Source organism: Methylobacterium cerastii (assembly GCF_022179125.1).
In the GTDB taxonomy this organism is placed as follows: domain Bacteria; phylum Pseudomonadota; class Alphaproteobacteria; order Rhizobiales; family Beijerinckiaceae; genus Methylobacterium; species Methylobacterium cerastii.
In genome coordinates this window covers 1-23327 of record NZ_BPQG01000038.1, presented here as the reverse complement: position 1 = coordinate 23327, position 23327 = coordinate 1, and the positions used below count along the sequence as shown (strand labels likewise).

Annotated in this window: 23 protein-coding genes; 12 read left to right on the top strand and 11 right to left on the bottom strand. The window is 71.4% G+C overall.

The genetic code is table 11. The features are described from left to right. Positions 1-39 precede the first annotated feature (39 nt). The 5 genes from MFF13_RS13405 (at position 40) to MFF13_RS13385 (ending at position 5931) form a co-directional block, all read left to right on the top strand. Positions 40-1644, top strand: coding sequence for an ABC transporter substrate-binding protein (locus tag MFF13_RS13405; RefSeq protein WP_373322535.1), 1605 nt, complete (start codon positions 40-42; stop codon positions 1642-1644). Between the two features lie 83 nt (positions 1645-1727). Then, positions 1728-2681 (top strand): ABC transporter permease, encoded by a 954-nt coding sequence (locus MFF13_RS13400; protein ID WP_147754528.1) that lies wholly within the window; start codon positions 1728-1730, stop codon positions 2679-2681. Between the two features lie 4 nt (positions 2682-2685). Beyond that, positions 2686-3615, top strand: coding sequence for an ABC transporter permease (locus tag MFF13_RS13395; protein WP_147754529.1), 930 nt, complete (start codon positions 2686-2688; stop codon positions 3613-3615). A gap of 199 nt (positions 3616-3814) precedes the next feature. Further along, on the top strand, positions 3815-4885 hold the full coding sequence (locus tag MFF13_RS13390; protein WP_147754746.1) for an ABC transporter ATP-binding protein: 1071 nt from the start codon (positions 3815-3817) through the stop codon (positions 4883-4885). Between the two features lie 8 nt (positions 4886-4893). Next, entirely contained in the window at positions 4894-5931 is a 1038-nt protein-coding gene (locus tag MFF13_RS13385; protein WP_147829528.1) for an ABC transporter ATP-binding protein, read from the top strand. Positions 5932-6043: 112 nt separating this feature from the next. On the opposite strand, the gene pdxR is transcribed toward MFF13_RS13385, so the two are convergent. Continuing rightward, the gene (gene pdxR / locus MFF13_RS13380; RefSeq protein ID WP_238272304.1) at positions 6044-7588 is read right to left on the bottom strand and encodes a MocR-like pyridoxine biosynthesis transcription factor PdxR; all 1545 of its coding nucleotides are present in this window, start codon (positions 7586-7588) and stop codon (positions 6044-6046) included. Positions 7589-7678: 90 nt separating this feature from the next. Between pdxR and MFF13_RS13375 the strand changes: the two genes are divergently transcribed. Both MFF13_RS13375 and MFF13_RS13370 read left to right on the top strand, forming a co-directional pair. After that, complete coding sequence (locus MFF13_RS13375; protein ID WP_147829526.1) at positions 7679-8323, top strand: FMN-binding negative transcriptional regulator; 645 nt, start codon at positions 7679-7681, stop codon at positions 8321-8323. Beyond that, positions 8320-9030 carry a GNAT family N-acetyltransferase gene (locus MFF13_RS13370; protein ID WP_238272303.1) on the top strand — a complete coding sequence of 237 codons (711 nt, stop codon included), beginning with the start codon at positions 8320-8322 and terminating at the stop codon, positions 9028-9030. Before MFF13_RS13375 ends, MFF13_RS13370 begins: the two co-directional genes overlap by 4 nt. A gap of 113 nt (positions 9031-9143) precedes the next feature. On the opposite strand, the gene MFF13_RS13365 is transcribed toward MFF13_RS13370, so the two are convergent. The 6 genes from MFF13_RS13365 to MFF13_RS13340 all read right to left on the bottom strand — a co-directional run bounded on the left by MFF13_RS13365 (position 9144) and on the right by MFF13_RS13340 (position 14865). Then, the gene (locus tag MFF13_RS13365; protein WP_147829522.1) at positions 9144-9785 is read right to left on the bottom strand and encodes a phosphoribosylanthranilate isomerase; all 642 of its coding nucleotides are present in this window, start codon (positions 9783-9785) and stop codon (positions 9144-9146) included. A gap of 26 nt (positions 9786-9811) precedes the next feature. Beyond that, the gene (locus tag MFF13_RS13360; RefSeq protein WP_147753554.1) at positions 9812-10168 is read right to left on the bottom strand and encodes a lipopolysaccharide assembly protein LapA domain-containing protein; all 357 of its coding nucleotides are present in this window, start codon (positions 10166-10168) and stop codon (positions 9812-9814) included. Between the two features lie 146 nt (positions 10169-10314). Continuing rightward, complete coding sequence (gene ihfB, locus MFF13_RS13355) at positions 10315-10626, bottom strand: integration host factor subunit beta (protein WP_147753553.1); 312 nt, start codon at positions 10624-10626, stop codon at positions 10315-10317. Positions 10627-10680: 54 nt separating this feature from the next. Beyond that, positions 10681-11664 (bottom strand): signal peptide peptidase SppA, encoded by a 984-nt coding sequence (gene sppA, locus MFF13_RS13350; protein WP_147763098.1) that lies wholly within the window; start codon positions 11662-11664, stop codon positions 10681-10683. A 433-nt stretch (positions 11665-12097) separates the two neighbouring features. Further along, on the bottom strand, positions 12098-13822 hold the full coding sequence (gene rpsA, locus MFF13_RS13345; RefSeq protein WP_147753551.1) for a 30S ribosomal protein S1: 1725 nt from the start codon (positions 13820-13822) through the stop codon (positions 12098-12100). Positions 13823-14157: 335 nt separating this feature from the next. Next, entirely contained in the window at positions 14158-14865 is a 708-nt protein-coding gene (locus MFF13_RS13340) for a DUF1013 domain-containing protein (RefSeq protein ID WP_147753550.1), read from the bottom strand. 391 nt (positions 14866-15256) lie between these two features. Between MFF13_RS13340 and MFF13_RS13335 the strand changes: the two genes are divergently transcribed. Together MFF13_RS13335 and MFF13_RS13330 are read left to right on the top strand one after the other, a co-directional pair. Beyond that, positions 15257-16555 carry a PepSY-associated TM helix domain-containing protein gene (locus tag MFF13_RS13335; RefSeq protein WP_238272302.1) on the top strand — a complete coding sequence of 433 codons (1299 nt, stop codon included), beginning with the start codon at positions 15257-15259 and terminating at the stop codon, positions 16553-16555. A 29-nt stretch (positions 16556-16584) separates the two neighbouring features. Further along, complete coding sequence (locus MFF13_RS13330) at positions 16585-17397, top strand: DUF502 domain-containing protein (protein ID WP_238272314.1); 813 nt, start codon at positions 16585-16587, stop codon at positions 17395-17397. 4 nt (positions 17398-17401) lie between these two features. Here the strand turns inward: MFF13_RS13330 and MFF13_RS13325 are convergent, their stop codons facing one another. After that, the gene (locus MFF13_RS13325) at positions 17402-17677 is read right to left on the bottom strand and encodes a hypothetical protein (protein ID WP_147753547.1); all 276 of its coding nucleotides are present in this window, start codon (positions 17675-17677) and stop codon (positions 17402-17404) included. Positions 17678-18128: 451 nt separating this feature from the next. On the opposite strand from MFF13_RS13325, the gene MFF13_RS13320 reads away from it, so the two are divergent. Together MFF13_RS13320 and MFF13_RS13315 are read left to right on the top strand one after the other, a co-directional pair. After that, on the top strand, positions 18129-19103 hold the full coding sequence (locus MFF13_RS13320) for a quinone oxidoreductase family protein (RefSeq protein ID WP_147763094.1): 975 nt from the start codon (positions 18129-18131) through the stop codon (positions 19101-19103). 85 nt (positions 19104-19188) lie between these two features. After that, complete coding sequence (locus tag MFF13_RS13315; protein WP_147829518.1) at positions 19189-19818, top strand: nicotinamidase; 630 nt, start codon at positions 19189-19191, stop codon at positions 19816-19818. Between the two features lie 44 nt (positions 19819-19862). Here MFF13_RS13315 and hspQ read toward each other — a convergent pair whose 3' ends face one another. Both hspQ and MFF13_RS13305 read right to left on the bottom strand, forming a co-directional pair. Continuing rightward, positions 19863-20216, bottom strand: coding sequence for a heat shock protein HspQ (hspQ, locus tag MFF13_RS13310; RefSeq protein ID WP_147753544.1), 354 nt, complete (start codon positions 20214-20216; stop codon positions 19863-19865). A gap of 90 nt (positions 20217-20306) precedes the next feature. Beyond that, a complete protein-coding gene (locus MFF13_RS13305) occupies positions 20307-21020 on the bottom strand; it encodes a DJ-1/PfpI family protein (protein WP_238272301.1) in 714 nt (237 codons plus the stop codon). A gap of 53 nt (positions 21021-21073) precedes the next feature. Between MFF13_RS13305 and MFF13_RS13300 the strand changes: the two genes are divergently transcribed. Beyond that, positions 21074-22084: a GlxA family transcriptional regulator gene (locus MFF13_RS13300; protein WP_147829516.1), complete on the top strand. Its 1011-nt coding sequence runs from the start codon at positions 21074-21076 to the stop codon at positions 22082-22084. Between the two features lie 94 nt (positions 22085-22178). On the opposite strand, the gene MFF13_RS13295 is transcribed toward MFF13_RS13300, so the two are convergent. Then, positions 22179-23231: an HpcH/HpaI aldolase/citrate lyase family protein gene (locus MFF13_RS13295; RefSeq protein ID WP_147753390.1), complete on the bottom strand. Its 1053-nt coding sequence runs from the start codon at positions 23229-23231 to the stop codon at positions 22179-22181. Positions 23232-23327 lie beyond the last annotated feature (96 nt).

Here is a 23327-nt window from a genome sequence, read left to right as displayed (position 1 = left end):
CCCCACGGAGCAACCCCGCCCGACATGCCGTTCCGCTCGATGAAGACCTTCACCGCCCGCGCGGCCTTCGCCGGCTCCCTGATGCTGTCGGCCCAGGCCGCGATGGCCCAGGGCACGCTGCGGATCGGCATGACCGCCTCCGACATCCCGCTGACCACCGGCCAAGCCGACAACGGCGGCGAGGGCATGCGCTTCATGGGCTACACGGTCTATGACGGGCTCATCAATTGGGACCTGTCCTCGGCGACCAAGCCCTCCGACCTCGTGCCGGGGCTGGCCGAGAGTTGGGCGGTGGACGCCGCCGACAAGACCAAGTGGACGTTCAAGCTGCGGCCCGGCGTGAAATTCCACGACGGCTCCGACTTCACCGCCGACGCGGTGGTGTGGAACCTCGACAAGCTGCTGAAGAACGACAGCCCGCAATACGATCCGCGCCAGTCGGCGCAGGGGCGCACCCGCATCCCGGCGGTCGCGAGCTACAAGGTCGTCGACCCGACGACCGTGGAGATCGTCACCAAGGCGCCCGACGCGACGCTGCCCTACCAGATCGCCTGGGTGATGATGTCCTCGCCCGCGCAGTGGGAGAAGCTCGGCAAGTCCTGGGACGCCTTCGCCAAGACCCCGTCCGGCACCGGCCCGTGGAAGCTGACCCTGTTCGCCCCCCGCGAGCGCGCCGAGATGGTCCCCTTCAAGGAGTACTGGGACAAGGCTCGGGTCCCGAAGCTCGACAAGCTCGTGCTGGTGCCGCTGCCGGAGGCCAACGCCCGCGTCGCGGCGCTCCGCTCCGGCCAGGTCGACTGGATCGAGGCGCCCGCGCCCGACGCCGTCGCCTCGCTGAAGGGCGCCGGCTTCACCATCGTCACCAACACCTATCCCCACAATTGGACCTGGCACCTGTCCCGCGTCGAGGGCTCGCCCTGGAACGACGTCCGCGTGCGCAAGGCCGCCAACCTCGCCATCGACCGGGACGGCCTGAAGGAGCTGCTCGGCGGCCTCGCGGTGCCGGCGACCGGCTTCTTCCCGCCCGGCCACCAGTGGTTCGGCCACCCGACCTTCCAGGTGAAGTACGATCCGGCCGCCGCCAAGAAGCTGCTGGCGGAGGCCGGCTACGGCCCGAACAAGCCGCTCAAGACCAAGATCGCGATCTCGGCCTCGGGCTCGGGCCAGATGCAGCCGCTGCCGATGAACGAGTTCGTGCAGCAGAACCTCGCCGAGGTCGGCATCCAGGTCGACTACGAGGTGGTCGAGTGGAACACGCTGATCAACATCTGGCGCGCCGGCGCCAAGGCCGACATCTCGCGCGGCGTGACGGGCATCAACTACTCGTACTTCATCCAGGACCCCTTCACCGGCTTCATCCGGCACCTGCAGTGCAACTTCGCCCCGCCGAACGGCACCAACTGGGGCTACTACTGCGATCCGGCGATGGACAAGCTGTTCGACCAGGTCCGCAACACCTTCGACAAGGCCGAGCAGACGGCCGTGCTGGAGAAGGTCCACGAGAAGTTCGTCGACGACGCGCTGTTCATCATGATCACCCACGACGTGAACCCGCGGGCGATGAGCCCGAAGGTGAAGGGCTTCGTCCAGGCGCAGAACTGGTTCCAGGATTTTTCGAACATCACCATGGCGACGGGGAAGTGAACCACGGCTCTTCCCTCCCCTGAAGCGGGGGAGGGCGCTTCGCGCATCATGACCTGGGATCGGAACAAGGAAACCCGAATCCGATGCTGCTCTACATCCTCAAGCGCCTCGTCGCCGTGACGCCGGTGGCGTTCGGAGTGAGCCTCGTCTGCTTCCTCCTGGTCCACCTCGCGCCGGGCGATCCCTTGAGCGCGATCCTGCCGGCGGACGCGACGCAGGCGACCATCGACGAGATGCGCGCCGCCTACGGCTTCGACAAGCCGCTGCCGGTGCAGTACGCGATCTGGCTCTGGCACGTGCTGCACGGCGACCTCGGCGTCTCGATCGCCACCGGCCGGCCGGTGCTCGGCGAGGTCACCCGCGCGGTGGTCAACAGCCTGATCCTCGCCTCGGTGGCGACGCTGATCGGCTTCACCTTCGGCACCCTGTTCGGGTTCGTCGCCGGCTATCACCGCAACTCGATCCTCGACCGGGTCGCCTCCGCGATCTCGGTCTTCGGCGTCTCGGTGCCTCATTACTGGCTCGGCATGGTGATGGTGATCGTGTTCTCGGCCAACCTCGGCTGGCTGCCGCCGACCGGGGCGGGGCCGGACGGCTCCGGCAACTGGCGGCCCGACTTCGAGCACCTGCGCTTCATCATCCTGCCCGCCGTGACGATGTCGGTGATCCCGATGGGCATCATCGCCCGCACCGTGCGCGCGCTCGTCGCCGACATCCTCGCCCAGGACTTCGTCGAGGCCCTGCGCGCCAAGGGCCTCGACGAGGTCGGGGTGTTCAAGCACGTGGTCCGCAACGCGGCGCCGACCGCGCTCGCGATCATGGGCCTGCAGCTCGGCTACCTGCTCGGCGGCTCGATCCTGATCGAGACGGTGTTCGCCTGGCCCGGCACCGGCTTCCTGCTCAACGCCGCGATCTTCCAGCGCGACCTCCCCCTGCTCCAGGGCTCGATCCTCGTGCTGGCGATGTTCTTCGTCGCCCTCAACCTCCTCGTGGACGTGATGCAGACCGCACTCGATCCGCGCATCGAGCGGGCCTGATCCGATGACAGCACCCGTCACCGCCGCCACCATGGCCCTCGACGGGGGCATCGCCCCCGCGGCGTCCGAAGTCGAGCCCGACGCCTTCGTCGCCTCCCGCGGCTACTGGGGCCATGTTGGCCACCGCCTGGTGCGCGACCCGGTGGCGATCACCGCCGGCGCGGTGATCCTCGCCATCGTGGTCGTCGCGATCCTGTCGCCGTGGATCACGCCGATGGACCCGTATCGCGGCTCGATGCTGCGCCGCCTGAAGCCCGTCGGCGACGCGACCTACTGGCTCGGCTCGGACGAGCTCGGCCGCGACATGCTGAGCCGCCTGATGGTCGGCGCGCGGCTGTCGCTGTTCATGGGCGTGACGCCGGTGCTGATCGCCTTCGTGATCGGCTCGTCGATCGGGATCGTGGCCGGCTACGTCGGCGGCTGGACCAACACGATCCTGATGCGCACCATCGACGTGTTCTTCGCCTTCCCCTCGGTGCTGCTCGCCATCGCGCTGTCGGGGGCGCTCGGGGCCGGCATCTTCAACGCCATCGTCTCGCTGACCTGCGTGTTCGTCCCCCAGATCGCGCGGATCTCCGAGAGCGTCACCACCGGCATCCGGGCGCGCGACTACATCGACGCCGCCCGGCTGTCCGGCGCCTCGGCGCTCACGATCATGCGGGTGCAGGTGCTCGGCAACGTGGTCGGGCCGATCTTCGTCTACTCCACCGGCCTGATCTCGGTCTCGATGATCCTGGCCTCGGGCCTGTCCTTCCTCGGCCTCGGGGTGCGCCCGCCCGAGCCCGAATGGGGCCTGATGCTCAACACGCTCCGCACCGCGATCTACGTGAACCCGACGGTGGCGGCGCTGCCGGGGCTGGCGATCTTCATCGTCTCGATCTCGTTCAACCTGTTCTCGGACGGCCTGCGCAGCGCCATGGAGATCCGCCAGTGACGGGCCTCGTCAGGGACGGAAACCGGGCGAAGCGCGGGTCCCTTCTCCCAGGGGGAGAAGGACAGGATGAGGGGCGTGACCTCTCCGGACGGCGCACGCCCCTCACCCCGACCCTCTCCCCAACCCTCCCCCCCCGGGAGAGGGAGCAGCACCGCCCATACGGCGGGTCGCCTTGGCCGCGTCATCAAGGGCAGCCGACATGAGCGTCATCGTCCAGCCCGCCGACCTCGCGATCGCGGCCCTGCGCGACCGCGGCGGCCCGGCCCAGCCGCTCCTGTCGGTCTCGGGCCTCGTCAAGCACTTCCCCGTGCGCAAGGGCGTCGGGGGCAAGAAGTCGGTCGTGCGCGCCGTCGACGGCGTCGACTTCCAGGCCTTGAAGGGCGAGACCCTCGGGATCGTCGGCGAATCCGGCTGCGGCAAGTCGACGACGGCCAAGCTCCTGATGGGGCTGATCGAGCGCGACCAGGGCGAGATGCTGTTCGACGGCGAGGCGGTGGGCTCCCGCGCGATGCCGTGGCGGACCTATCGCCGCCAGGTGCAGATGGTGTTCCAGGACAGCTACGCCTCGCTCAACCCGCGGATGACGGTGGAGGCCTCGATCGCCTTCGGGCCGACGGTCAACGGGGTCGGCAGCCGCGAGGCGATCGAGCGCGCCCGCGGGCTCCTCGCCCGCGTCGGCCTGGAGCCGAAACGCTTCGCCGGGCGCTACCCGCACGAGCTGTCCGGCGGCCAGCGCCAGCGGGTCAACATCGCCCGCGCCCTGGCGCTCGAGCCGCGGCTGATCCTCCTCGACGAGGCGGTCTCGGCCCTCGACAAGTCGGTGGAGGCGCAGGTGCTCAACCTGCTCCTCGACCTCAAGGCGGAGTTCGGGCTGACCTACCTGTTCATCAGCCACGACCTCAACGTGGTGCGCTTCATCTGCGACCGGGTGATGGTGATGTATCTCGGACGCGTCGCGGAGCTCGGCCCCTCGGACACGGTGCTGGCCGAGCCCGCCCACCCCTACACCCAGGCGCTGCTCGCCTCGATGCCGTCGCTCGATCCCGACAACCGTACGCAGGCCGCCCTGCTCACCGGCGACCCGCCGAACCCGATCGACCCGCCCGACGGCTGCCGCTTCCATCCGCGCTGCCGCCTCGCCGAGCCGGTCTGCTCCCAGGCGACGCCGCCGCTCGCCCCGATCGCGCCGCTGCACCAGGCCGCCTGCCTCGCGCGTCAGCCGGGCTCGGGCCATTCCCTCGCGCCCGCCGCCGAGCAGGTGGCGGCATGAGCGGACCCATGAGCGCGAATCCGAACGCCCCCGCCGTCGAGCTCGTCGACCTCAAGGTCGGCTTCGGCAAGGTCGAGGTGGTCGACGGCGTCGACCTCCGGCTCGAGCGCGGCCAGGCCATGGCGCTGATCGGCGAGTCGGGCTCGGGCAAGAGCGTGACCCTGCGCGCGATCCTGCGCCTCTTCCCGGAAGGCCGCAGCCGCACCCGCGGCAAGATCGCGGTGGCGGGCCGCGACGTGCTCGCCCTGTCGAAGCGCGAGCTGGCGGATTTCCGCGGGCACGTCGCCGCGATGATCTTCCAGGAGCCGCTGCTCGCCTTCGACCCGGTCTACACCGTCGGGCGACAGATCACGGAAGCGATCCGCCGGCACGAGAAGATCGACGCGGCCGGCGCCCGGCAGCGGGCGCTCGCGCTGTTCGAGCGCGTCCGCATCCCGAGCCCGGAACGGCGCCTCGACGCCTACCCGCACGAGATGTCGGGCGGCATGCGCCAGCGCGCGATGATCGCGCTCGCGCTCGCCTGCCGGCCGCAGGTGCTGCTCGCCGACGAGCCGACCACCGCGCTCGACGCCACGGTGCAGATCCAGATCCTGCTGCTGCTGCGCGAGCTGCAGCGCGACCTCGGCCTGTCGATCATCTTGGTGACGCACGACCTCGGCGCGGCGGTCGAGGTCGCCGACCGGATCTCGGTGATGTATGCCGGCCGCATCGTCGAGACCGGCACCGCGCACCAAGTGGTGCTCGATCCCCACCACCCCTACACGATCGGCCTGCTGCGCAGCCGCGCGGAGGGGGCGCTGGCCAAGGAAGTCGACGGAAAGCGCGCACGGCTGCAGACGATCCCGGGGAGCCCGCCGGACCTCGCCAACCGCCCCGCCGGCTGCCCGTTCGCCCCGCGCTGCTTCCTCGCGATCGACAAGTGCCGCGAGACCCCGCCCTCGGTCGAAGTCGGCGGCGGGCACCTGGCCGCCTGCTGGCGCACGGAGGAGGCGTCCGCCGCCTACCGCGCCGGGCCGCAGCCGGTGAGAGCCGAGGCGGCGGCCTGAGCCGGCGGACCACATCCGTCACTTCAATCGGCTGAAGCCGTCGCCGGCCGGGAAGCCCGATCCCCGGTTTGCAGGATCGTGCTCTGAGCCTCGGCCTTGTGGAACCCGCGCATCAGCCCCCGCCGGCGGCCCGCAAGGTCGTCGCCATGCGCGTCACCGCCGGCGCGATGGCGCGCTCGGGCACGGCGGCGTAGCCGAGGAGGAGGCCCGGGGCGGCGTTGCCCGGGTCGGCATGGTAGGCCGAGAGCGCCACGGCCGCGATGCCGGCCTGCGCCAGGGCGGCCACGGCCGCGACATCGCCGAGGCGGGACGGCCAGTCCGGCCCCGGGCGGGCGACGAGGTGCATCCCGCCCTCCAGCGGCGCGACGTCGAGCAGGCCGGCGGCCCGGTCGCGGGCGGCCGCCAGCAGGGCGGCCTGCCGCCCGGCATGGAGCTTTCGCGTGCGGCGCAGGTGGCGGCCGAGATGGCCCTCGTCGATGAAGCGGGCGAGCGCCCCCTGGCCGAGGCCGGAGGGCGCCGGGCCGGTCTCCGCCAGCGCCCGCTGGACCGGTCCGGCGAGCCCCTGCGGCAGCACGAGGTAGCTCAGCTGCAGCGCCGGCAGCAGCACCTTGGAGAAGCTGCCGGCGTAGATCACCCGTCCGGTCCGGTCGAGGGCGCGCAGCGGCGGCAGCGGCCGGCCGGCATAGCGGTACTCGCCGCCGTAATCGTCCTCGACGATCCAGGCGTTCGCCGCCTCGGCCCAGGCGAGCAGCGCCAGCCGGTTCTCCAGGCTCATGGCGTGGCCCAGCGGATAGTGATGCGCCGGCGTCACCACGGCGAGGCGCGCGCCCAGTGCGGCCCCGGCCCGGTCGATCGCGAGGCCGCCGGGTCCGACCGGCACGGGCACAGGGCGCAGGCCCGCTTCCGCCAGCGCCAGGGCGATGCCGGGAAACCCCGGATCTTCGACCAGCGCCGTCTCGCCCGGATCGAGCAGCAGTTGCGCCAGCAGCCGCAAGCTCTGGCGGATGCCGGCGGTGACGATCACCGCGTCGGCCGTGCAGGCGACGCCGCGTGTGGCGGCGAGGTAGGCGGCGGTGGCGGCGCGCAGCCGCGGATCGCCGAGGGGATAAGGCGGCGGGGCGCCGTCGCGCCACTCGGTCTGGAGCAGGCGCCCGAAGGTCGCGTAGGGGAACGCGTCGGCGGCCGGGCGCCCGAGGGCGAAGGCGTTCGGCGCCACCGGCGCCGAGAACCAAACCCGCGCCGACGACGCCATCAGGGCCGTCCCGCGTCGCGACAGGGCCGGCGGAGGCGGAGAGGGCGCCGAAGCTGTAGGCGCGGCGTCGGGGGCTTTCGCGACGGCCAGCGTGTCGTCGGGCAGGGTGGCGGCCACGCGGGTGCCGGAGCCGCGATGTGCCGTGAGATAGCCCTCGGCGACCAGTTGCTCCAAGGCGGTCAACACCGTGCCGCGGGCGCAGCCGAGGTCCTCGGCCAACGCCCGCGAGCCGGGGAGGCGGGCGCCGCGGGCGATGCGACGCTCCAGGATCGCGCGGCGCAGCGCGTCGCCGATCCGCACGTGCAGGGGCGTCGCCGCCCCGTGGGCGAGATCGAGGACGAGGGGCAGGCCGCCCTCTCCGCGTGGGTGGGTCTCGACGGGCCTGGCACCGTGGGCTTCGGGCACGAAGTGGTCCAGTCGTTTGCGTGAAACCGGATCTTTTGCCTGGACCGGCGATCGGTCAAGCCCAGGCCTCCACTGGTCGGGAGCGCCGCGATGTACCAGCCGCCGCATTTCAGGGAGGACGACCTCGGGGCGCAGCACGCCCTGATCCGCGCCCACCCCCTCGGGCTCCTCGTCACCGCCGGGCCGGGGGGCCTGATGGCGAACCCGATCCCGTTCCTGATCGACGGGCAGGCCTCCGAGCGGGGGACGCTGCGCGCGCACCTGGCGCGGGCCAACCCGCACTGGCGCGAGCTGGCGCAGGTCGCGGAATGCCTCGTGGTGTTCCAGGGTCCGCAGGGCTACGTCACACCGTCCTGGTACGCGACCAAGCGCGAGACCGGGAAGGTGGTGCCGACCTGGAACTACGCCACGGTCCACGCTCGGGGGCGACCGCGGGTGATCGAGGATGCGGCCTGGCTCCGGCGCCAGATCGCCGACCTCACGGACCTGCGCGAGGCGGGACGGCCCGAACCCTGGGCGGTCGACGACGCACCGCGGGCCTTCACCGACGCGCAGCTCAAGGGCATCGTCGGGATCGAGATTCCCGTGGCGCAGATCGTGGGCAAGTGGAAGGTCAGCCAGAACCGGCCGGCGGCCGACCGCGATGGCGTGGTCGCGGGATTTCGCGCCGCGGGCGACGGGGACGGCATGGCTGAAGAGATGGCGGCCCTGGTGCAGGCACGGAGCGGACGATGAGCGCGCGCGAGAACGACTTCGGCCAGCCGATCGGGCCGGCCCTGCCGGATTGGCGCCCGCGCCCGCTTCCGCCGCGCACGGCGATGCAGGGACGCACCTGCCGTGTCGAGCCGCTGGATGCGGAGCGCCATGCGGCCGACCTGTTTTCCGCCTTCTCGGCGGCCCCCGACCGGCGGAGCTGGACCTATCTCGGCGGCACCCTGCCGGAGACGGAAGGCGCCTACCGGGCCGAGCTGGCGGCGATGGCGGCCGGCGCCGACCCGCTGTTCCAAGCGATCGTCGACGGGCAGACCGGCCGGGCGGTCGGCCTCGCATCGTACCTGCGCATCGATCCGGCCAACGGCGTCATCGAGGTCGGGCACCTGCACTTCTCGCCCGCCCTGGCGCGGCGGCCGGCCGCGACCGAGGCGATGGCCCTGATGATGGCCCGCGCCTTCGACGAGCTCGGCTACCGCCGCTACGAGTGGAAGTGCGACGCCCTCAACGCGCCCTCGCGCGCGGCGGCCCTGCGCTACGGCTTCACCTTCGAGGGCGTCTTCCGCAACGCCGTCGTGGTGAAGGGGCGCTCCCGCGACACCGCCTGGTTCTCGGTCACCGAGGCCGAATGGCCGCGGGTGAGGGCGGCGTTCCGGGCCTGGCTCGCCCCGGAGAACTTCTTCGAAGACGGGCGGCAGCGGCGAGCCCTCGCCGACCTGCGAACGGGCTGACCCGGCCTCCGCTTGCTCAAAGCGGAGGCCGGGTCAGGCAAGCCCGCGCGGCGCCTGAGCGAAGCCCAAATCCGCCATCCCGAAGGGATCGACCGGATTTGGTATGACCCGGCTCAGCCGGCGGCGCGGGCCGCCCTGACGAAGGCGGCGATGCGGTCCGGGTCCTTCACGCCCGGCGCCGACTCGACGCCCGAGGAGACGTCGACCGCGGTCGCCCCGGTGCGGGCGAGCGCCGCGGCGACGCTCAACGGGTCGAGGCCGCCCGACAGCATCCAGCCGGAGGGGAGGTCCGCGCCGTCGAGCAGGGTCCAGTCGAAGGGGCGGCCGTTGCCGCCGGGAAGCACGGCGCCGGAGGGCGGCTTGGCGTCGAGGAGCAGGCGGTCGGCGGCGGCGAAGGCCGAAATCCGGTCGAGGTCGGCCCGGCTCGCGACGCCCAGCGCCTTCATCACCGGGCGGCCGGCGCGCCGGCGGATCGCGGCGACGCGCTCCGGCGTCTCGACGCCGTGCAGCTGGATCAGGTCGGGATCGATCGCCTCCAGCGCGGCGTCGAGCGCGGCGTCGTCGGGGTCGACCAGCAGGACGACCCGCTCGGCCCGGCCGCGCGCCTGAGCGGACAGGGTGCGGGCCGCGTCGAGGTCGACATGGCGCGGACTTTTGGGAAACCGCACGAGGCCGATCCAGTCGGCGCCGGCCTCCAGGGCGGCGGCCATGGTCTCGGGCGTGCTCAGGCCGCAAATCTTGACGCGAATCGACATGGCTGGCGCTTCGAGACCCGGTCGCGTCAGCGCGGGGCCGGCAGCGCGGTCCGTCCCGGCAGCGTCAGGCCGGTGCCGGGCTCCGGCGGGGCGTAGGCCTTGAGCCGCTCGGTCTCGCCTTCGAGGCGGCGGATCTCGCGGCCGCGGTGGCGGACCTGGCGGCGGGCCTTGCCCTGCCCGAGCCAGGTGAAGATGCCGCCGACGACGATGCCGAGCGCCACCGCCCCGAACAGGATGGCGTAGAGCGGCAGCATCACGCTGAACACCGGATCGGGCGAGAACGGGTCCAGGGAGAGCCGCACGGGATCACGGTTGGCGACCGCGACCAAGATCACCAGGATCGCGATGGGCAGCAGCACCAAACTCTTGAGGAAGCGGACCATCGATCTCTCCGAACCGTTCTTACTGTGCCGCGGATGGTCCGGGAGGACATCCGCGATCCGCCCCACCGGCGGCGACGCGCCGTCGCGCTTGGCCCGCTTCGCGGAAGACGAACCGGCCGATCCGCCGCGATGTCTCGCGAAGGACCCTACTCGGCCGCGGACTGGCTCTCGCCGATCCCGGCCGCGTTGAGGCGCAGGCGCATCTCCTTGCCGGTCTTGAACACGGGGATGGCCTTTTCCGACACGGCAACGGCCGCACCCGTGCGCGGGTTGCGCCCGCGGCGCGCATCCCGGCGCTTCACCGAGAACGCACCGAAGCCGCGCAGCTCGACCCGGTCGCCCCGTGCCAGCGCGTCGGCGATCGTGTCGAGGATCGCGTTGACCAGCGTCTCGACGTCCCGCTGGTAGAGGTGCGGGTTCTGCTCGGCGATCTTGATGACGAGCTCCGACTTGATCATGGCGTCTGGTCTTCTCGAAGTTCCGGGGTGCGAATCCTGGTGGATCGCACCGAATCAGGGCGCGGCGGACGGGCTCGGGCGCCACAGCACGAGCATGCCGCCCTGGGTGACGGCCCCCGCCTCGGCGCCGGCCTCGGCCAGCCGCGCGGACAGGCCCTCGAACCCGAGGAGGTCGGCCCCGAATCCAAGCGCCGAGAACAGGCCGAAGCCCTGGTTGGAGGCGGGCTTCCAGTCGGTCACCGGCAGGTCCTTGGGCACCTTGCGCGCGGTCTCGAGCCACGCGATCGCCTGCCGCTCGCTACCGAGCTCGTCCACGAGCTTCAGCGGCACGCTCTGGCGGCCGCTGAACACCCGGCCGTCGGAGACCGTGGCGACCTGGGCACCGTCCATCCCGCGCCGCTCGGCCACGAGGTTCTTGAACCAGGCATAGGTGTCGCCGACCACCGCCGCGAGGGCGGCCCGCGCCTCGGGCGAGGTCGGGGTGAAGCCCGACGGCTCGGCCTTGAGCGGCGAGGACTTCACCGACTCGACCTTCACGCCGACCTTGTCGAGCAGCCCCGACACGTCCGGATACTGGAACAGCACGCCGATCGAGCCGACGAGCGACGTCTCGCGCGCGACGATGTGGTCGGCGGCGATCGCGGTGATGTAGGCGCCCGAAGCCGCGGTGCCGTCGACGAAGGCGACGATCGGCTTCTTCTCGGCGAGCGCCCGCAGGTTGCGGAACAGCTCCTCGGAGCCGGTGGTGGTGCCCCCGGGCGAGTTGATCGAGACCACCACGCCCTCGACGGCGGCGGATTCGCCGACCCGCTTCATCAGCTTGGCGGTGGCCTCGCTGCCGGAGATGAAGCCCGAGATCGAGATCCGGGCGATCTGCGGCTTCACCGCGCCGAACAGGCCGCCCTCGGTGCCGGCGCGGACCCGCAGGCCGACCGCGCCGACGGCGACGACGAGGCCGCCGATGCCGACCACGCGCCACACGGACAGCTTGCGGCGCAACCGCCGCCGGTCGATCAGGAGTTCGGCGTCGGCTGCCATGCGCTGGTCTGCTCCCTGGCGGTCCCGGCCTCGCGGCCGGCCGGTTCTCAGCCCACCCGCAGACCGATGTCCGGGGCAGGGCGCACGAGGCCCGCGTGCCGCGGCACGATCCGCACCGCACGCGTCGGTACAGACCAAGTCCTTGGCAGGCTTGAACTCGTGGGCGCCGGGCCGTTGCCCGCGAGCGGTGTTCTAGCCCTGCCGGACACGGACCGGCAAGGGGCGCGGGGAACCAAAACCGCATCGCCTTAAGGTTGCGCTGCACCCGTCATGGCCGACCGAATCCGTGCAGGCCCTGAAAACGGTCACGCTGCCGAGGGCACGAGACCGCCAAAAAGAAAGGCCCGCGCCGGACGGGTGTCCGGCGCGGGCCTCGGATCGAATGGGCCCGCCGGCCGCCCGGGCGGAACCCGGGCGGCCGGCGAGGACCGGACTACTTCTCTTCGACGTCGTCGCTGGTGCGGGCCTTCTTGAAGGCCGCGCCGAGGATGTCGCCGAGCGAGGCACCCGAATCGGCCGAGCCGAACTGGGCCATCGCCTCCTTCTCCTCGGCGACTTCCAGCGCCTTGATCGATAGCTGGACGCGGCGCGCCTTGCGGTCGAACTGGATGACGCGGGCGTCGAACTTCTCGCCGGCGGCGAAGCGCTCGGGGCGCTGGTCGCCGCGGTCGCGGGCGAGCTCGGCGCGACGGATGAAGCTCTGCATGTCGGTGTCGACGATCTTCACCTCGATGCCCGAATCTTTCACCTCGACGACCTCGCAGGTGACGATCTGGCCCTTTTTGACGTCGCCGGCCTCGGCGAAGGGGTCCCCGCCGATCTGCTTGATGCCGAGCGAGATGCGCTCCTTCTCGACGTCGACGTCGAGAACCTGCGCCTTGACCATGTCGCCCTTCTTGAACTCCTCGATCACCTGCTCGCCGGGACGGTTCCAGTCGAGGTCCGACAGGTGGACCATGCCGTCGACGTCGCCTTCCAGGCCGATGAACAGGCCGAACTCGGTCTTGTTCTTGACCTCGCCCTCGACCTCGGAGCCGACGGGGTGCTTCTCGTTGAAGGCCTCCCACGGGTTCTGCAGGGTCTGCTTGAGGCCGAGCGAGATGCGGCGCTTGACGGGGTCGACCTCGAGGATCTGCACTTCCACTTCCTGCGAGGTGGAGACGATCTTGCCGGGGTGGACGTTCTTCTTGGTCCAGCTCATCTCGGAGACGTGGATCAGGCCCTCGATCCCCGGCTCCAGCTCCACGAAGGCGCCGTAGTCGGTGATGTTGGTGACGCGGCCCTTGAGCTTGGCGTCGACCGGGTAGCGCTGGGCGATGCCCTCCCACGGATCGGCGAGCAGCTGCTTGATGCCGAGCGAGATGCGGTGGGTCTCGTGGTTGATCTTGATGATCTTGACCTTGACCGTCTGGCCGATGGTCACGACCTCGGACGGGTGGTTCACGCGGCGCCACGCCATGTCGGTGACGTGGAGCAGGCCGTCGATGCCGCCCAGATCCACGAAGGCGCCGTACTCGGTGATGTTCTTGACGACGCCGTCGATGACCTGACCCTCTTCGAGGTTGGCCACGAGCTCGGAGCGCTGCTCGGCGCGGCTCTCCTCCAGCACCGTGCGGCGCGAGACGACGATGTTGCCGCGGCGGCGATCCATCTTGAGGATCTGGAACGGCTGCGGGGTGCCGAGCAGGGGCGTCACGTCGCGCACCGGGCGGATGTCGACCTGGGAGCGCGGCAGGAACGCCACGGCGCCGTCGAGGTCGACGGTGTAGCCACCCTTGACCTGGTTGAAGATCGTGCCGGAGACGCGCTCGTTGGCCTCGAAGGCCTTCTCGAGCTTGACCCACGACTCCTCGCGGCGCGCCTTGTCGCGCGAGATGACGGCTTCGCCGAGCGCGTTCTCGATGCGGTCGACGTAGACCTCGACCTCGTCGCCGACGGCGAGCTCGCCCTCGCGGCCGGGGCCGTTGAATTCCTTGAGGGCGACGCGACCCTCGGTCTTGGCGCCGATGTCGATGACCGCGACGTCCTTCTCGATCGCGACGACGCGACCCTTGACGACGGAGCCTTCGGTGATCTCGTGTTGGAGGAACGATTCCTCGAGCAGCGCCGCGAAGTCGTCGCGGTAGGTGTCGCGCTGCAGAGCGGTACCAGCAGTCATTCTGTCTCCTGAACGGGCTCCCTCGGGGATGCCCTCACGTCGGCGGCTCGTGTTGCGAACGCCCCCGTTGCCGCTGCCGCTCCGGATCGAGGAGCGACCGATCCGAAAATGGGATCGGCTTGCCGACGCGTTCGTACGGTGTCCGAGGGCGGTCGTCCCGGGGCGGCGCCGCGCAACACTGAAACACGCGCGTGCGGTCGGCCTGGAAGGACGCCGGCTCTCTACAGCAACGGGCCCGGAAGTTCAACAGAAACGGGTGTCGACGCAGAACGGGCCCGCTTCCTTCGAAGCAGGCCCGCAGCGTCGGTCCGAAGACTTGGGAGACCGCGAAGACATCAGTCCTCGTCGTCGTCCGCCGGGCGGACGCCCTTGAGCTTGGCGAACACCGAATCGGCGTTGATCCGCTCCTCGCGACCGCCGTGGCGGTGCTCGTCGGCCTCGGGCGCCTCCTCGCGGGTGGAGACCTCGGTCGGCAGCAGCGAGGCGCCCGAATCGGCGGCCAGCGCCGCGGGACGGTCCTTGGCGGCGCGCTGGACCTCGAAGTCGAGGTCGATCTGGGTGCAGAGCCCCAGCGTCACCGGGTCCATCGGCTGCAGCGAGCCGGAGTTCCAGTGCGAGCGCTCGCGGATCTGCTGGATCGTCGACTTGGTGGTGCCGACGAGCCGGATCACCTGCGCGTCCTTCAGCTCGGGGTGGTTGCGCAGCAGCCAGAGGATCGCGTTCGGTCGGTCCTGGCGGCGCGACAGCGGGGTGTAGCGCGGACCCTTGGTGGTGCGCTTGACCTCGGGCAGCTTCACCTTCGAGACCGCGACCTTGAGCTTGTAGGCCGGCGACTTCTGCGCCTTCTCGATCTCGTCGCGGGTGAGCTGGCCGGCGGTGATCGGGTCGAAGCCCTTGATCCCGGCGGCGACCTCGCCGTCGGCGATGCCCTTCACCTCGAGCGGGTGCAGCTTGCAGAAATCGGCGATCTGCTCGAAGGCGAGCGAGGTGTTCTCGACCAGCCAGACGGCGGTCGCCTTGGGCATCAGCGGACCCTGGGTCATGTTTCGCACGGGCTCCAAAACCGACGCGGGGACGGACGGAGCCGGGCATCGGTCCGCAGGCTCCGGACCGCTCGATCCGAAAGTCCCGTCTCACGCGTTCAAAAGGGGAATGACCTCGTATACGCGGGGGCGCCGGAGGGCGCAATCGACTCGACGGCCTGCGGTGGGCCGATCATCGAACACGCGGCGTCGGAGAATCGACCCTCGGCGCTTCATCCGGCACAGCCATTCGTCCTGTCCGGGGCGCGCGAAGGGTTCCGAGGCTTTCGATCGCCGCGGCCCGAGAAACACAAGTCGATGCTCTTTCGAATTGTAATAAATTAGATTCCACAACTCAGGACTTCTACCGAAAGACTTGACCGCACGCCGTTTCCGTGACGTACCGCCTGCGATGTTTGTCTCCCTCCGCACCGTCCTGTTTCGCCTGCACTGGGCGCTCGGCCTCACCGCCGGGCTCGTCCTCGCCCTGGTCGGCGTCACCGGTGCGATGATGAGCTACGAGGAGGCGATCCTCGACCTCGCCAACGCCGACCGCGCGCAGGTCGCGGTCCAGGATCGGCCGGTTCTCGGGCCGGAGGCGCTGGTGGCGCGGCTTTCCGCGGAGCGGCCGGGCCTGAGGGTCGGCGCGCTGACGTTCTTCGGCGACCCCGCGCTGGCCCCGCGGGCGCGCTTCGCCGACGACGCCAAAGCCGGCGACGTCAAGCCCGGCGGGCGGGCGCCGTCGGTCTACCTCGACCCCTACGACGGCACCCTGCGCGGCGAGGTCCGGGGCGAGGCGACCTTCGCCACGATTCGCGGCCTGCACCGGTGGCTGCTGCTGCCCGGAGAGGGTAGGGGCTGGGGCCGCACCATCACCGGCGCCGCGGCTTTGGCGCTCCTCGTGTTCCTCGCCACCGGCCTGGTTCTGCGCTGGCCCAAGGTCCACGCCTGGCGGATCTGGCTGAAGCCGAGCCTGCGCCGGCCCGGGCGGCCGCGCTACTGGTCGCTGCACGCCGTCGCCGGCACCTGGCTGCTGCCGGTCTACGCGGTGATCGCGCTGACGGGGCTGTGGTGGTCCTACGACGCGTACAAGTCGGCCGCGACGTGGCTCCTCACGGGGGAGGTCGCCGTCAAGGGCGCGAACAAGCCGGCGGAGGCGCGCGCGGACCGGGTGGGCGGGCGCAAGAGCGCGGAGCGGACGGACAAGAGCGCGGAGCGGACGGACAAGGGCGCGGAGCGGACGGACAAGGGCGCGGACGCCCCGCCGGCCCTCGACAAGGCCTGGGCTGCGTTCCGGGCGCAGGAGGGGGCGTCGGCGGCGCTGGCCACCGTGACGCCGCCGGGGCCGGACGCGGCGCGGATCCGCATCCGTTGGATCGCCGAGGCCGACGCCCCGAAGGCGCGCAACGAATCGATCTTCGACGCCGCGACCGGCGCCCGCCTCTCGCTGTCGCGCTTCTCAGACAAGCCGCTCGGCCGACAGATCGCCGATTCCATGCTGGAGGTGCATCGCGGGCGCTTCTTCGGCGCGGCCTTCGCCCTCGTCTTCTGCCTCGCCGCCCTGGCGATGCCGCTGCTCGCGGTCACCGGACTGGTGCTGTACGTCCTGCGGCGCCGCGCCGGCGCCGCACGGGGATCGGCCTTGAGGCGGGCCGGCGGAGGGAGTAGGCCTGACGGCACCGGAGCCATGCCCGGCAACGCGCCGACTTAGCCTTCGCGATCATGCCTTCGGGGGCTGCCCTGGTTTCCGTGAGACCGCCGACCCAGTTGCCGCCCGAGCCGGACGCCGCCGGCCCCCGTCCCCGCGTCAGCGCGCGCGGACGGCTGCGGACCTACTTCCTCACCGGCATCATCGTCGCGGGGCCGCTGGCGATCACCGCCTACATCACGTGGTGGATCATCACGCTGATCGACGGGTTCGTGAAGCCGCTGGTGCCGGCGAGCTACCTGCCCGACCATTACCTGCCGTTCTCGATCCCAGGGCTCGGCATGCTCATCGCCTTCGTCGCGGTGACCCTGCTCGGGTTCCTCACGGCGAACCTCGTGGGGCGCAGCGTGATCGAGTTCGGCGAGGTGCTGCTGGCGCGCACCCCCGTGATCTCGGGGCTGTACAAGGGCCTGCGGCAGATCTTCGAGACGCTGTTCTCCGCCAACGGAACCTCGTTCCGCACGGTCGGCCTCGTCGAGTTCCCGGTGAAGGGAACGTGGTCGGTGGTGTTCCTGTCGGCGCCGGCCGCACCCGACGTCCAGGCGGCGCTGCCCGGCGGCAAGGGAGAGCCAACGGGAAATGGAGGGGGCGAAGCGCGCAACGACTACGTCGGCGTGTTCCTGCCCTGCGCGCCGAACCCGACCACGGGGTTCTTCTTCTACCTGCCGCGCGCCGACATCATCGAGGTCGGGATGAGCGTGGACGACGCGGCCAAGCTGGTGATGTCGGCCGGCGTCATCCAGCCCGACGACCCGCAGGCCCGGCTCCAGGCCATGGCCGCGTCCCTGCGGACGGCACAGGGCGCACCGTCGGCAGGCGCCGCGCCGGTGCGGGAGGAAGCCTGACGGATCAGGACGCGCTGGCGACGACGGTCTTTACCGGGGCGACGGCTTGACCGCCGTTCATCCAGCCCGTCGAGGTCTCGGCGGCGAGGAGCAGCGCCAGGGCGAGGGCGAGGCCGTTGGCGGCGATCCAGAAGGGGCGGGCGGCCCGACGCACGGCGAGCGCCACGTCGGAGGCCTGTGCGGAGGCCGCGTCGGAGATCGGCAGGAGCCAGGGCTCGTGAGCGAGGGACTGCCATCCCTCGGAAGAACCCGGCAGGCGTTGGAACGGTCCGGTCAGCATCGCTGTCCTCCATCTTTCCCGTGACGGCCTGAACGAATCAGCCTTTCGTTCAGGTTCAGTTAAGATTGAAACATGGCCACTGCAAGGCACGCTCGACTACGTGGGGCTCTCAACGGCGGTCGGACCGTTCGCGTTCCGTACCGGATCGACGATTCCTCCAGGACCCGAAACCCTCGCGTCGCGGCCCGTGCGCCGAGACGCCGACAGTCTTTCCCGCCAGGGTGCGAAGCGCCCCCCGCGGAGCGGGCCGTTCAGGACCTTGGTCCTGTACGGCGTCGAGCGAAGCGAAAGCCCACGCCCAAGCCCGCGGACGCGGGCGTCGGCGATTGAGGCCGTCGGAAAAATAGGGCCGGCGCTGTCAAGCGATGGCCCTGCCTGTCCCACGTAGGCCATTGCGCCAAGCGTCCGATCCCTTATCTCGCCGTGAACGATCTCACGCGAGGACGAGACGATGCCGAAGGCGATACGCGTTCAGGATTACGGCGGCCCCGAAGTGATGGCCTACGAGGACGTGCCGACGCCTCAGCCCGGCCCCGGCCAGATCCGCATCCGCGCCGGCGCGATCGGCGTCAACTTCATCGACATCTACTTCCGCTCCGGCGCCTACAAGGCGGCGCAGCTGCCGTTCACGCCGGGCAAGGAGGTCGCCGGGACGGTGACCGCGGTCGGCGAGGGCGTGACCGGGTTCTCGGTCGGCGACCGGGTCGCCACCGGATCGGGGGAGGGCACCTATGCCGAGGAGCCGCTGATCGCGGCCTCGGCCGCCGTGCACGTGCCGGACGGGATCGACGACTCGACCGCCGCCGGCATGATGCTGAAGGGGCTCACCGCCGAGTACCTGCTGCACCGGACCTACGCGGTGAAGCCCGGCGACACGATCCTGTGGCACGCGGCCGCCGGCGGCGTCGGCCTGATCGCCTGCCAGTGGGCGAAGCACCTCGGCGCCACCGTGATCGGCACCGCCGGCTCGGCCGAGAAGGCGGACCTCGCCCGCGCCCACGGCTGCGACCACGTCATCCTCTACCGCGAGGAGGACGTGGCGGCCCGCGTCCGCGAGATCACCGGCGGCAAGGGCGTTCCGGTGGTCTACGACGGCGTCGGCCAGGACACCCTGGCGGGCTCGCTCGATTCGCTGGCGCCGCTCGGCCTGCTCGCGAGCTTCGGCTCGGCCTCCGGTCCGATCAAGGCCCTCGACCTCGGGCTGCTCGCGGCCAAGGGCTCGCTCTACGTCACGCGTCCGACGCTGTTCACCTACGCGAGCCGGCCGGAGATCCTGGCGGAGATGGCCAAGAACCTGTTCTCGGTGGTGCAGAGCGGCGCGGTGAAGATCCCGGTCAACCGCACCTACAAGCTCGCGGAAGCCCAGCAGGTCCACCGGGATCTGGCCGGCCGCGAGACCACGGGCTCGACGGTGATGGTGCCGTGATCCGAGGATCGGCAACGATCCGGGGATCATCGGATCGGAGGATCGCGGTCTCGATCGTTCGTCCCTCGCGCTCCGGAGGCCGCCCGTGAGGGTCGGCGCGGCCGACGCCCTGCTCGTCGTCGACGTGCAGGGCGACTTCCTGCCCGGCGGCGCGCTGGCGGTGCCCGACGGCGACGCCGTCGTGGCGCCGATCCGGGCGCTGGCCGCGCGCTTCGCGACCCTGGTGCTGACGCAGGACTGGCACCCGCCCGGGCACGCCTCGTTCGCGAGCGCGCATCCGGGCCGGGCGCCGTTCGAGACGGTGCGGCTCGCCTACGGCGAGCAGGTGCTGTGGCCGGACCATTGCGTGCAGGGACGCGCCGGCGCGTCGCTCGCCCCCGGCCTCGACCTGCCCGGCGCCGCCCTCGTCCTGCGAAAGGGCCTGAACCCGGGCGTCGACAGCTATTCGGCCTTCGTCGAGGCCGACGGGACGCGGACGGGGCTCGCCGGCTACCTGCGCGAGCGCGGCGTCGGGCGCGTGGTGCTGTGCGGGCTCGCCACCGACTATTGCGTCGCCTGGAGCGCGCTCGACGCGCGCGCGGCGGGGTTCGAGGCCGTGGTGGTCGCGGACGCGACGCGGGCGATCGACCGGGACGGCTCGCTCGCCGCCGCCTGGGCGCGGATGGAGGCGGCCGGAATCGGGCGGAGCCTGAGCGCCGACGTCACCGGCGCGTAGTCGGCGCGGCCGCCGGAGCAGTCGCAACGCCAAGTGGCAAAGGATCAGTTCGCGGTGCGGTCGCGCATCCGGTAGGTGCCGCCGGGGTCGCGCTCGAACATCTCGGGGATGCCGGCGTGGCGCAGGCTCTCCCCCGAGGTGTCGGGCACCAGGTTCTGCTCGGACACGTAGGCGACGTACTCGGTCTCGGCGTTCTCGGCGAGCAGGTGGTAGAACGGCTGGTCCTTGCGCGGACGCGCCTCCTCGGGAATCGCCAGCCACCAATCCTCGGTGTTGTCGAACACCGGGTCGACATCGAAGACGATGCCGCGGAACGGGTAGATCCGGTGGCGCACCACGGCGCCGATCCCGAATTTCGCGATGCGCAGTCTCGTTTCGGTCGGTCGCGCGTCGGTCATGGCCTGATCCATCATGACGGACCAGATAGGCGCGGATGACGGGCTTGTCACCGGGTTCCGGCGCGCGAGCGAAGCGTCCGCGTCCGGCTCCTAGCCGGCGGGCAAAGCGATCCCGAGGTCGGCGGCGATCCCGCGCGCGGTGGCCTCCCGCCGCGCGGTGATCTCGGCGACGGCGGAGCGCGCCCGCTCCAGGATCGCGGCCGGGGCGGTCCGCGGCGTGCCGCTGTCGAAGGGCGGCTCGGGGGCGTATTCCATGCCGAGCTGGATCGCCTGGGCGACCTCGATGCCGCGCAATTCGGCCGCAAGCCGCAGCGCGCCGTCGATCCCGGCGGTGACGCCGGCCGCGAACACCCAGGTCCCGTCGACCACGACACGCCGGTCGACGGGCTGCGCGCCGAAATACGGCAGCAGCGCGAAGGCGCTCCAGTGCGTCGTCGCCCGGCGCCCCCTGAGCAGCGCGGCGCCGCCGAGGAGGAGCGCGCCGGTGCACACCGAGAAGACGTGCCCGGCCCCCTCCGCCTGCCTGCGGATCCAGCCGAGCACGGCCTCGTCGCGCATCAGGGCCTCCTGGCCGAAGCCGCCGGGCACGTGCAGCACGTCGAGCTGGGGCGCGTCGGCCAGGGCCGCGTCGGGGGTGAGCCGCAGGCCGCTGATGTCGCGCACGCTCTCGGCGGTCGGCGCGTAGATCCGGTAGGTCGCGTTCGGGATGCGGGACAGCACCTCGAAGGGGCCGGTGAGGTCGATCTGGTCCAGCCCCTCGAACAGGAGGGAACCGATCTGCAGGTGGGTCTCGGGCGGGATCATGGCGGGTCTCCGTGGTGGACAGGCGAGCCTTAATCCCGCACGATCTGGCCAGGATGCCAGATGACCCTCGTTTCCAGCCAAACTCTTCCGGCAAGTCTGCGCCGACGGGGGCGCCCCGCATCGTCGAGGTGCTGGCCTTCCCGTCGGTGCAGCTCCTCGACGTGGCCGGGCCGCTGCAGGTCTTCGCGACCGCCAACGAGCAGGCGCGGGGCGCGAGGCCCTACGCGCCGCGGGTGGTCGGCTGGGGCGATTGCGCGCCGACCTCGTCGGCGGGCCTGCGGCTCGCGGTCGACCCGCCGCCCGACCGCGACGCCCCCCTCGACACGCTGATCGTGGCCGGCGGCCCCGGCGTCGTGGCGGCCTGCGCCGACGCGGACCTCGTCGACTGGATGCGGGCGCGGGCGGCGCGGGCGCGCCGGGTCGCCTCGGTCTGCACCGGCGCCTTCCTGCTCGGGGCCGCGGGGCTCCTCGACGGGCGCCGGGCGGCAACGCACTGGGCCCATTGCGCGCGGCTCGCGAAACGCTATCCGCTGGCACGCGTCGAGCCGGACCCGATCTTCGTGCAGGACGGCCCGGTCTGGTCCTCGGCGGGGATCACCGCGGGCATCGACCTGGCGCTGGCGCTGGTGGAACAGGACCTCGGCCGCCCCCTGGCGCTCGGGGTCGCGCGCCATCTCGTGATGTTCCTCAAGCGGCCGGGCGGGCAGGCGCAGTTCAGCGCGGCGCTCGCGCTCCAGGCCGGCGACGACCGCTTCGACGCCCTCCATGCCTGGATCCGGGAGAACCTGGCCGGCGACCTCTCGCTGCCGGCGCTCGCGGCGGCGGCGGGCATGAGCGAGCGCAGCCTCGGGCGCCACTACCGTGCGGCGACCGGGCTGACGCCGGCCAAGGGGGTCGAGCGGCTGCGGGTGGAGGCGGCGCAGCGGGCGTTGTCCGAGACGCGGCGCCCGGTGAAGCGCATCGCGCAGGCCTGCGGCTTCGGTTCGGAGGAAACGATGCGCCGCAGCTTCCTGCGGCTCGTCGCTACGCTGCCGCAGGATTACCGCACCCGGTTCGGATCGTGACGGCGCCCACCAGGCCTCATGGGTGAACCGATGAGGTCCGGCGGAGAGCCGCCGCGCCGCCGAAGCGGTGGCCGGGCTCGGGCGGCGCCCGGGATCAGCCGAGCTTGTAGACCGCGGCCAGCTCCGGGTCCTTGGCCGCCACGAGCTTGGCCAGGTCGACGATGACCTTGGCCTGCTTCCAGGTGGCGTCGTCCTGCATCTTGCCGTCGAGCATCACCGCGCCGGTGCCGTCGGGCATCGCCGCGACGATGCGGGCGGCGAAGGCCACCTCGTCCGGATCGGGGGCGAAGACGCGCTTGGCGATGGCGACCTGGTTCGGGTGCAGCGTCCAGGCGCCGGCGCAGCCCATGAGGAAGGCGTTGCGGAACTGGACCTCGCAGGCCGGGCCGTCGGAGAAGTCGCCGAACGGGCCGTAGAAGGCCTTGATGCCGTTGGCCATGCAGGCGTCGACCATTTTCGCGATGGTGTAGTGCCAGAGATCCTGCTGCGCGCTGGCGCGGGCGACGCCCTCAGCCGTCGGGTCGGCGATCACCCGGTATTCCGGATGGCCGCCGCCGACGCGGGTGGTCTTCATGCCGCGGGACGCCGCCAGGTCGGCGGGGCCGAGGCTCATTCCGTGCATGCGGGGCGACGCGCAGGCGATGGCGTCGACGTTTGCGACGCCTTCGGCCGTCTCGAGGATCGCGTGGATCAGGATCGGCTTCGTCACGCCGTGGCGCGCCTCGAGCTGGGCGAGGAGCTGGTCGACGTAGTGGATGTCCCACGGGCCCTCGACCTTGGGGATCATCACCACGTCGAGCTTCGAGCCGACTTCGGCCACGAGCTCGAACAGGTCGTCGAGAAACCACGGCGAGTTCAACGCATTGATGCGGCTCCACAGCCCGGTGCCGGTCGCCGCGAAGTCGGTCGCCTGCGCCATCTGGACGAAGCCCTTCCGGGCCGCCTCCTTCTGGTCCATCGGCACCGCGTCCTCCAAGTTGCCGAGCACGACGTCGACGGTCGGCGCGAGCTCCGGCACGCGGGCGCGGACCTTGTCGTTGTGGGGCGGCACGAAGTGGATCATCCGCTCCAGCCGCACCGGCAGCTCGCGGAAGGGCTCGGGCGCGCCGGCGGCGAGCGGCTGGAAGAAGCGGCGCGGCAGTTTCATGTCAAAACCTCGTTGCGGGTCGGCGTGACCGAGCGGTTCGTCCGGTTAGTGCAAGCACAGGCCCGGCGTAAAGCGATGGCGATTATATCGTTGACA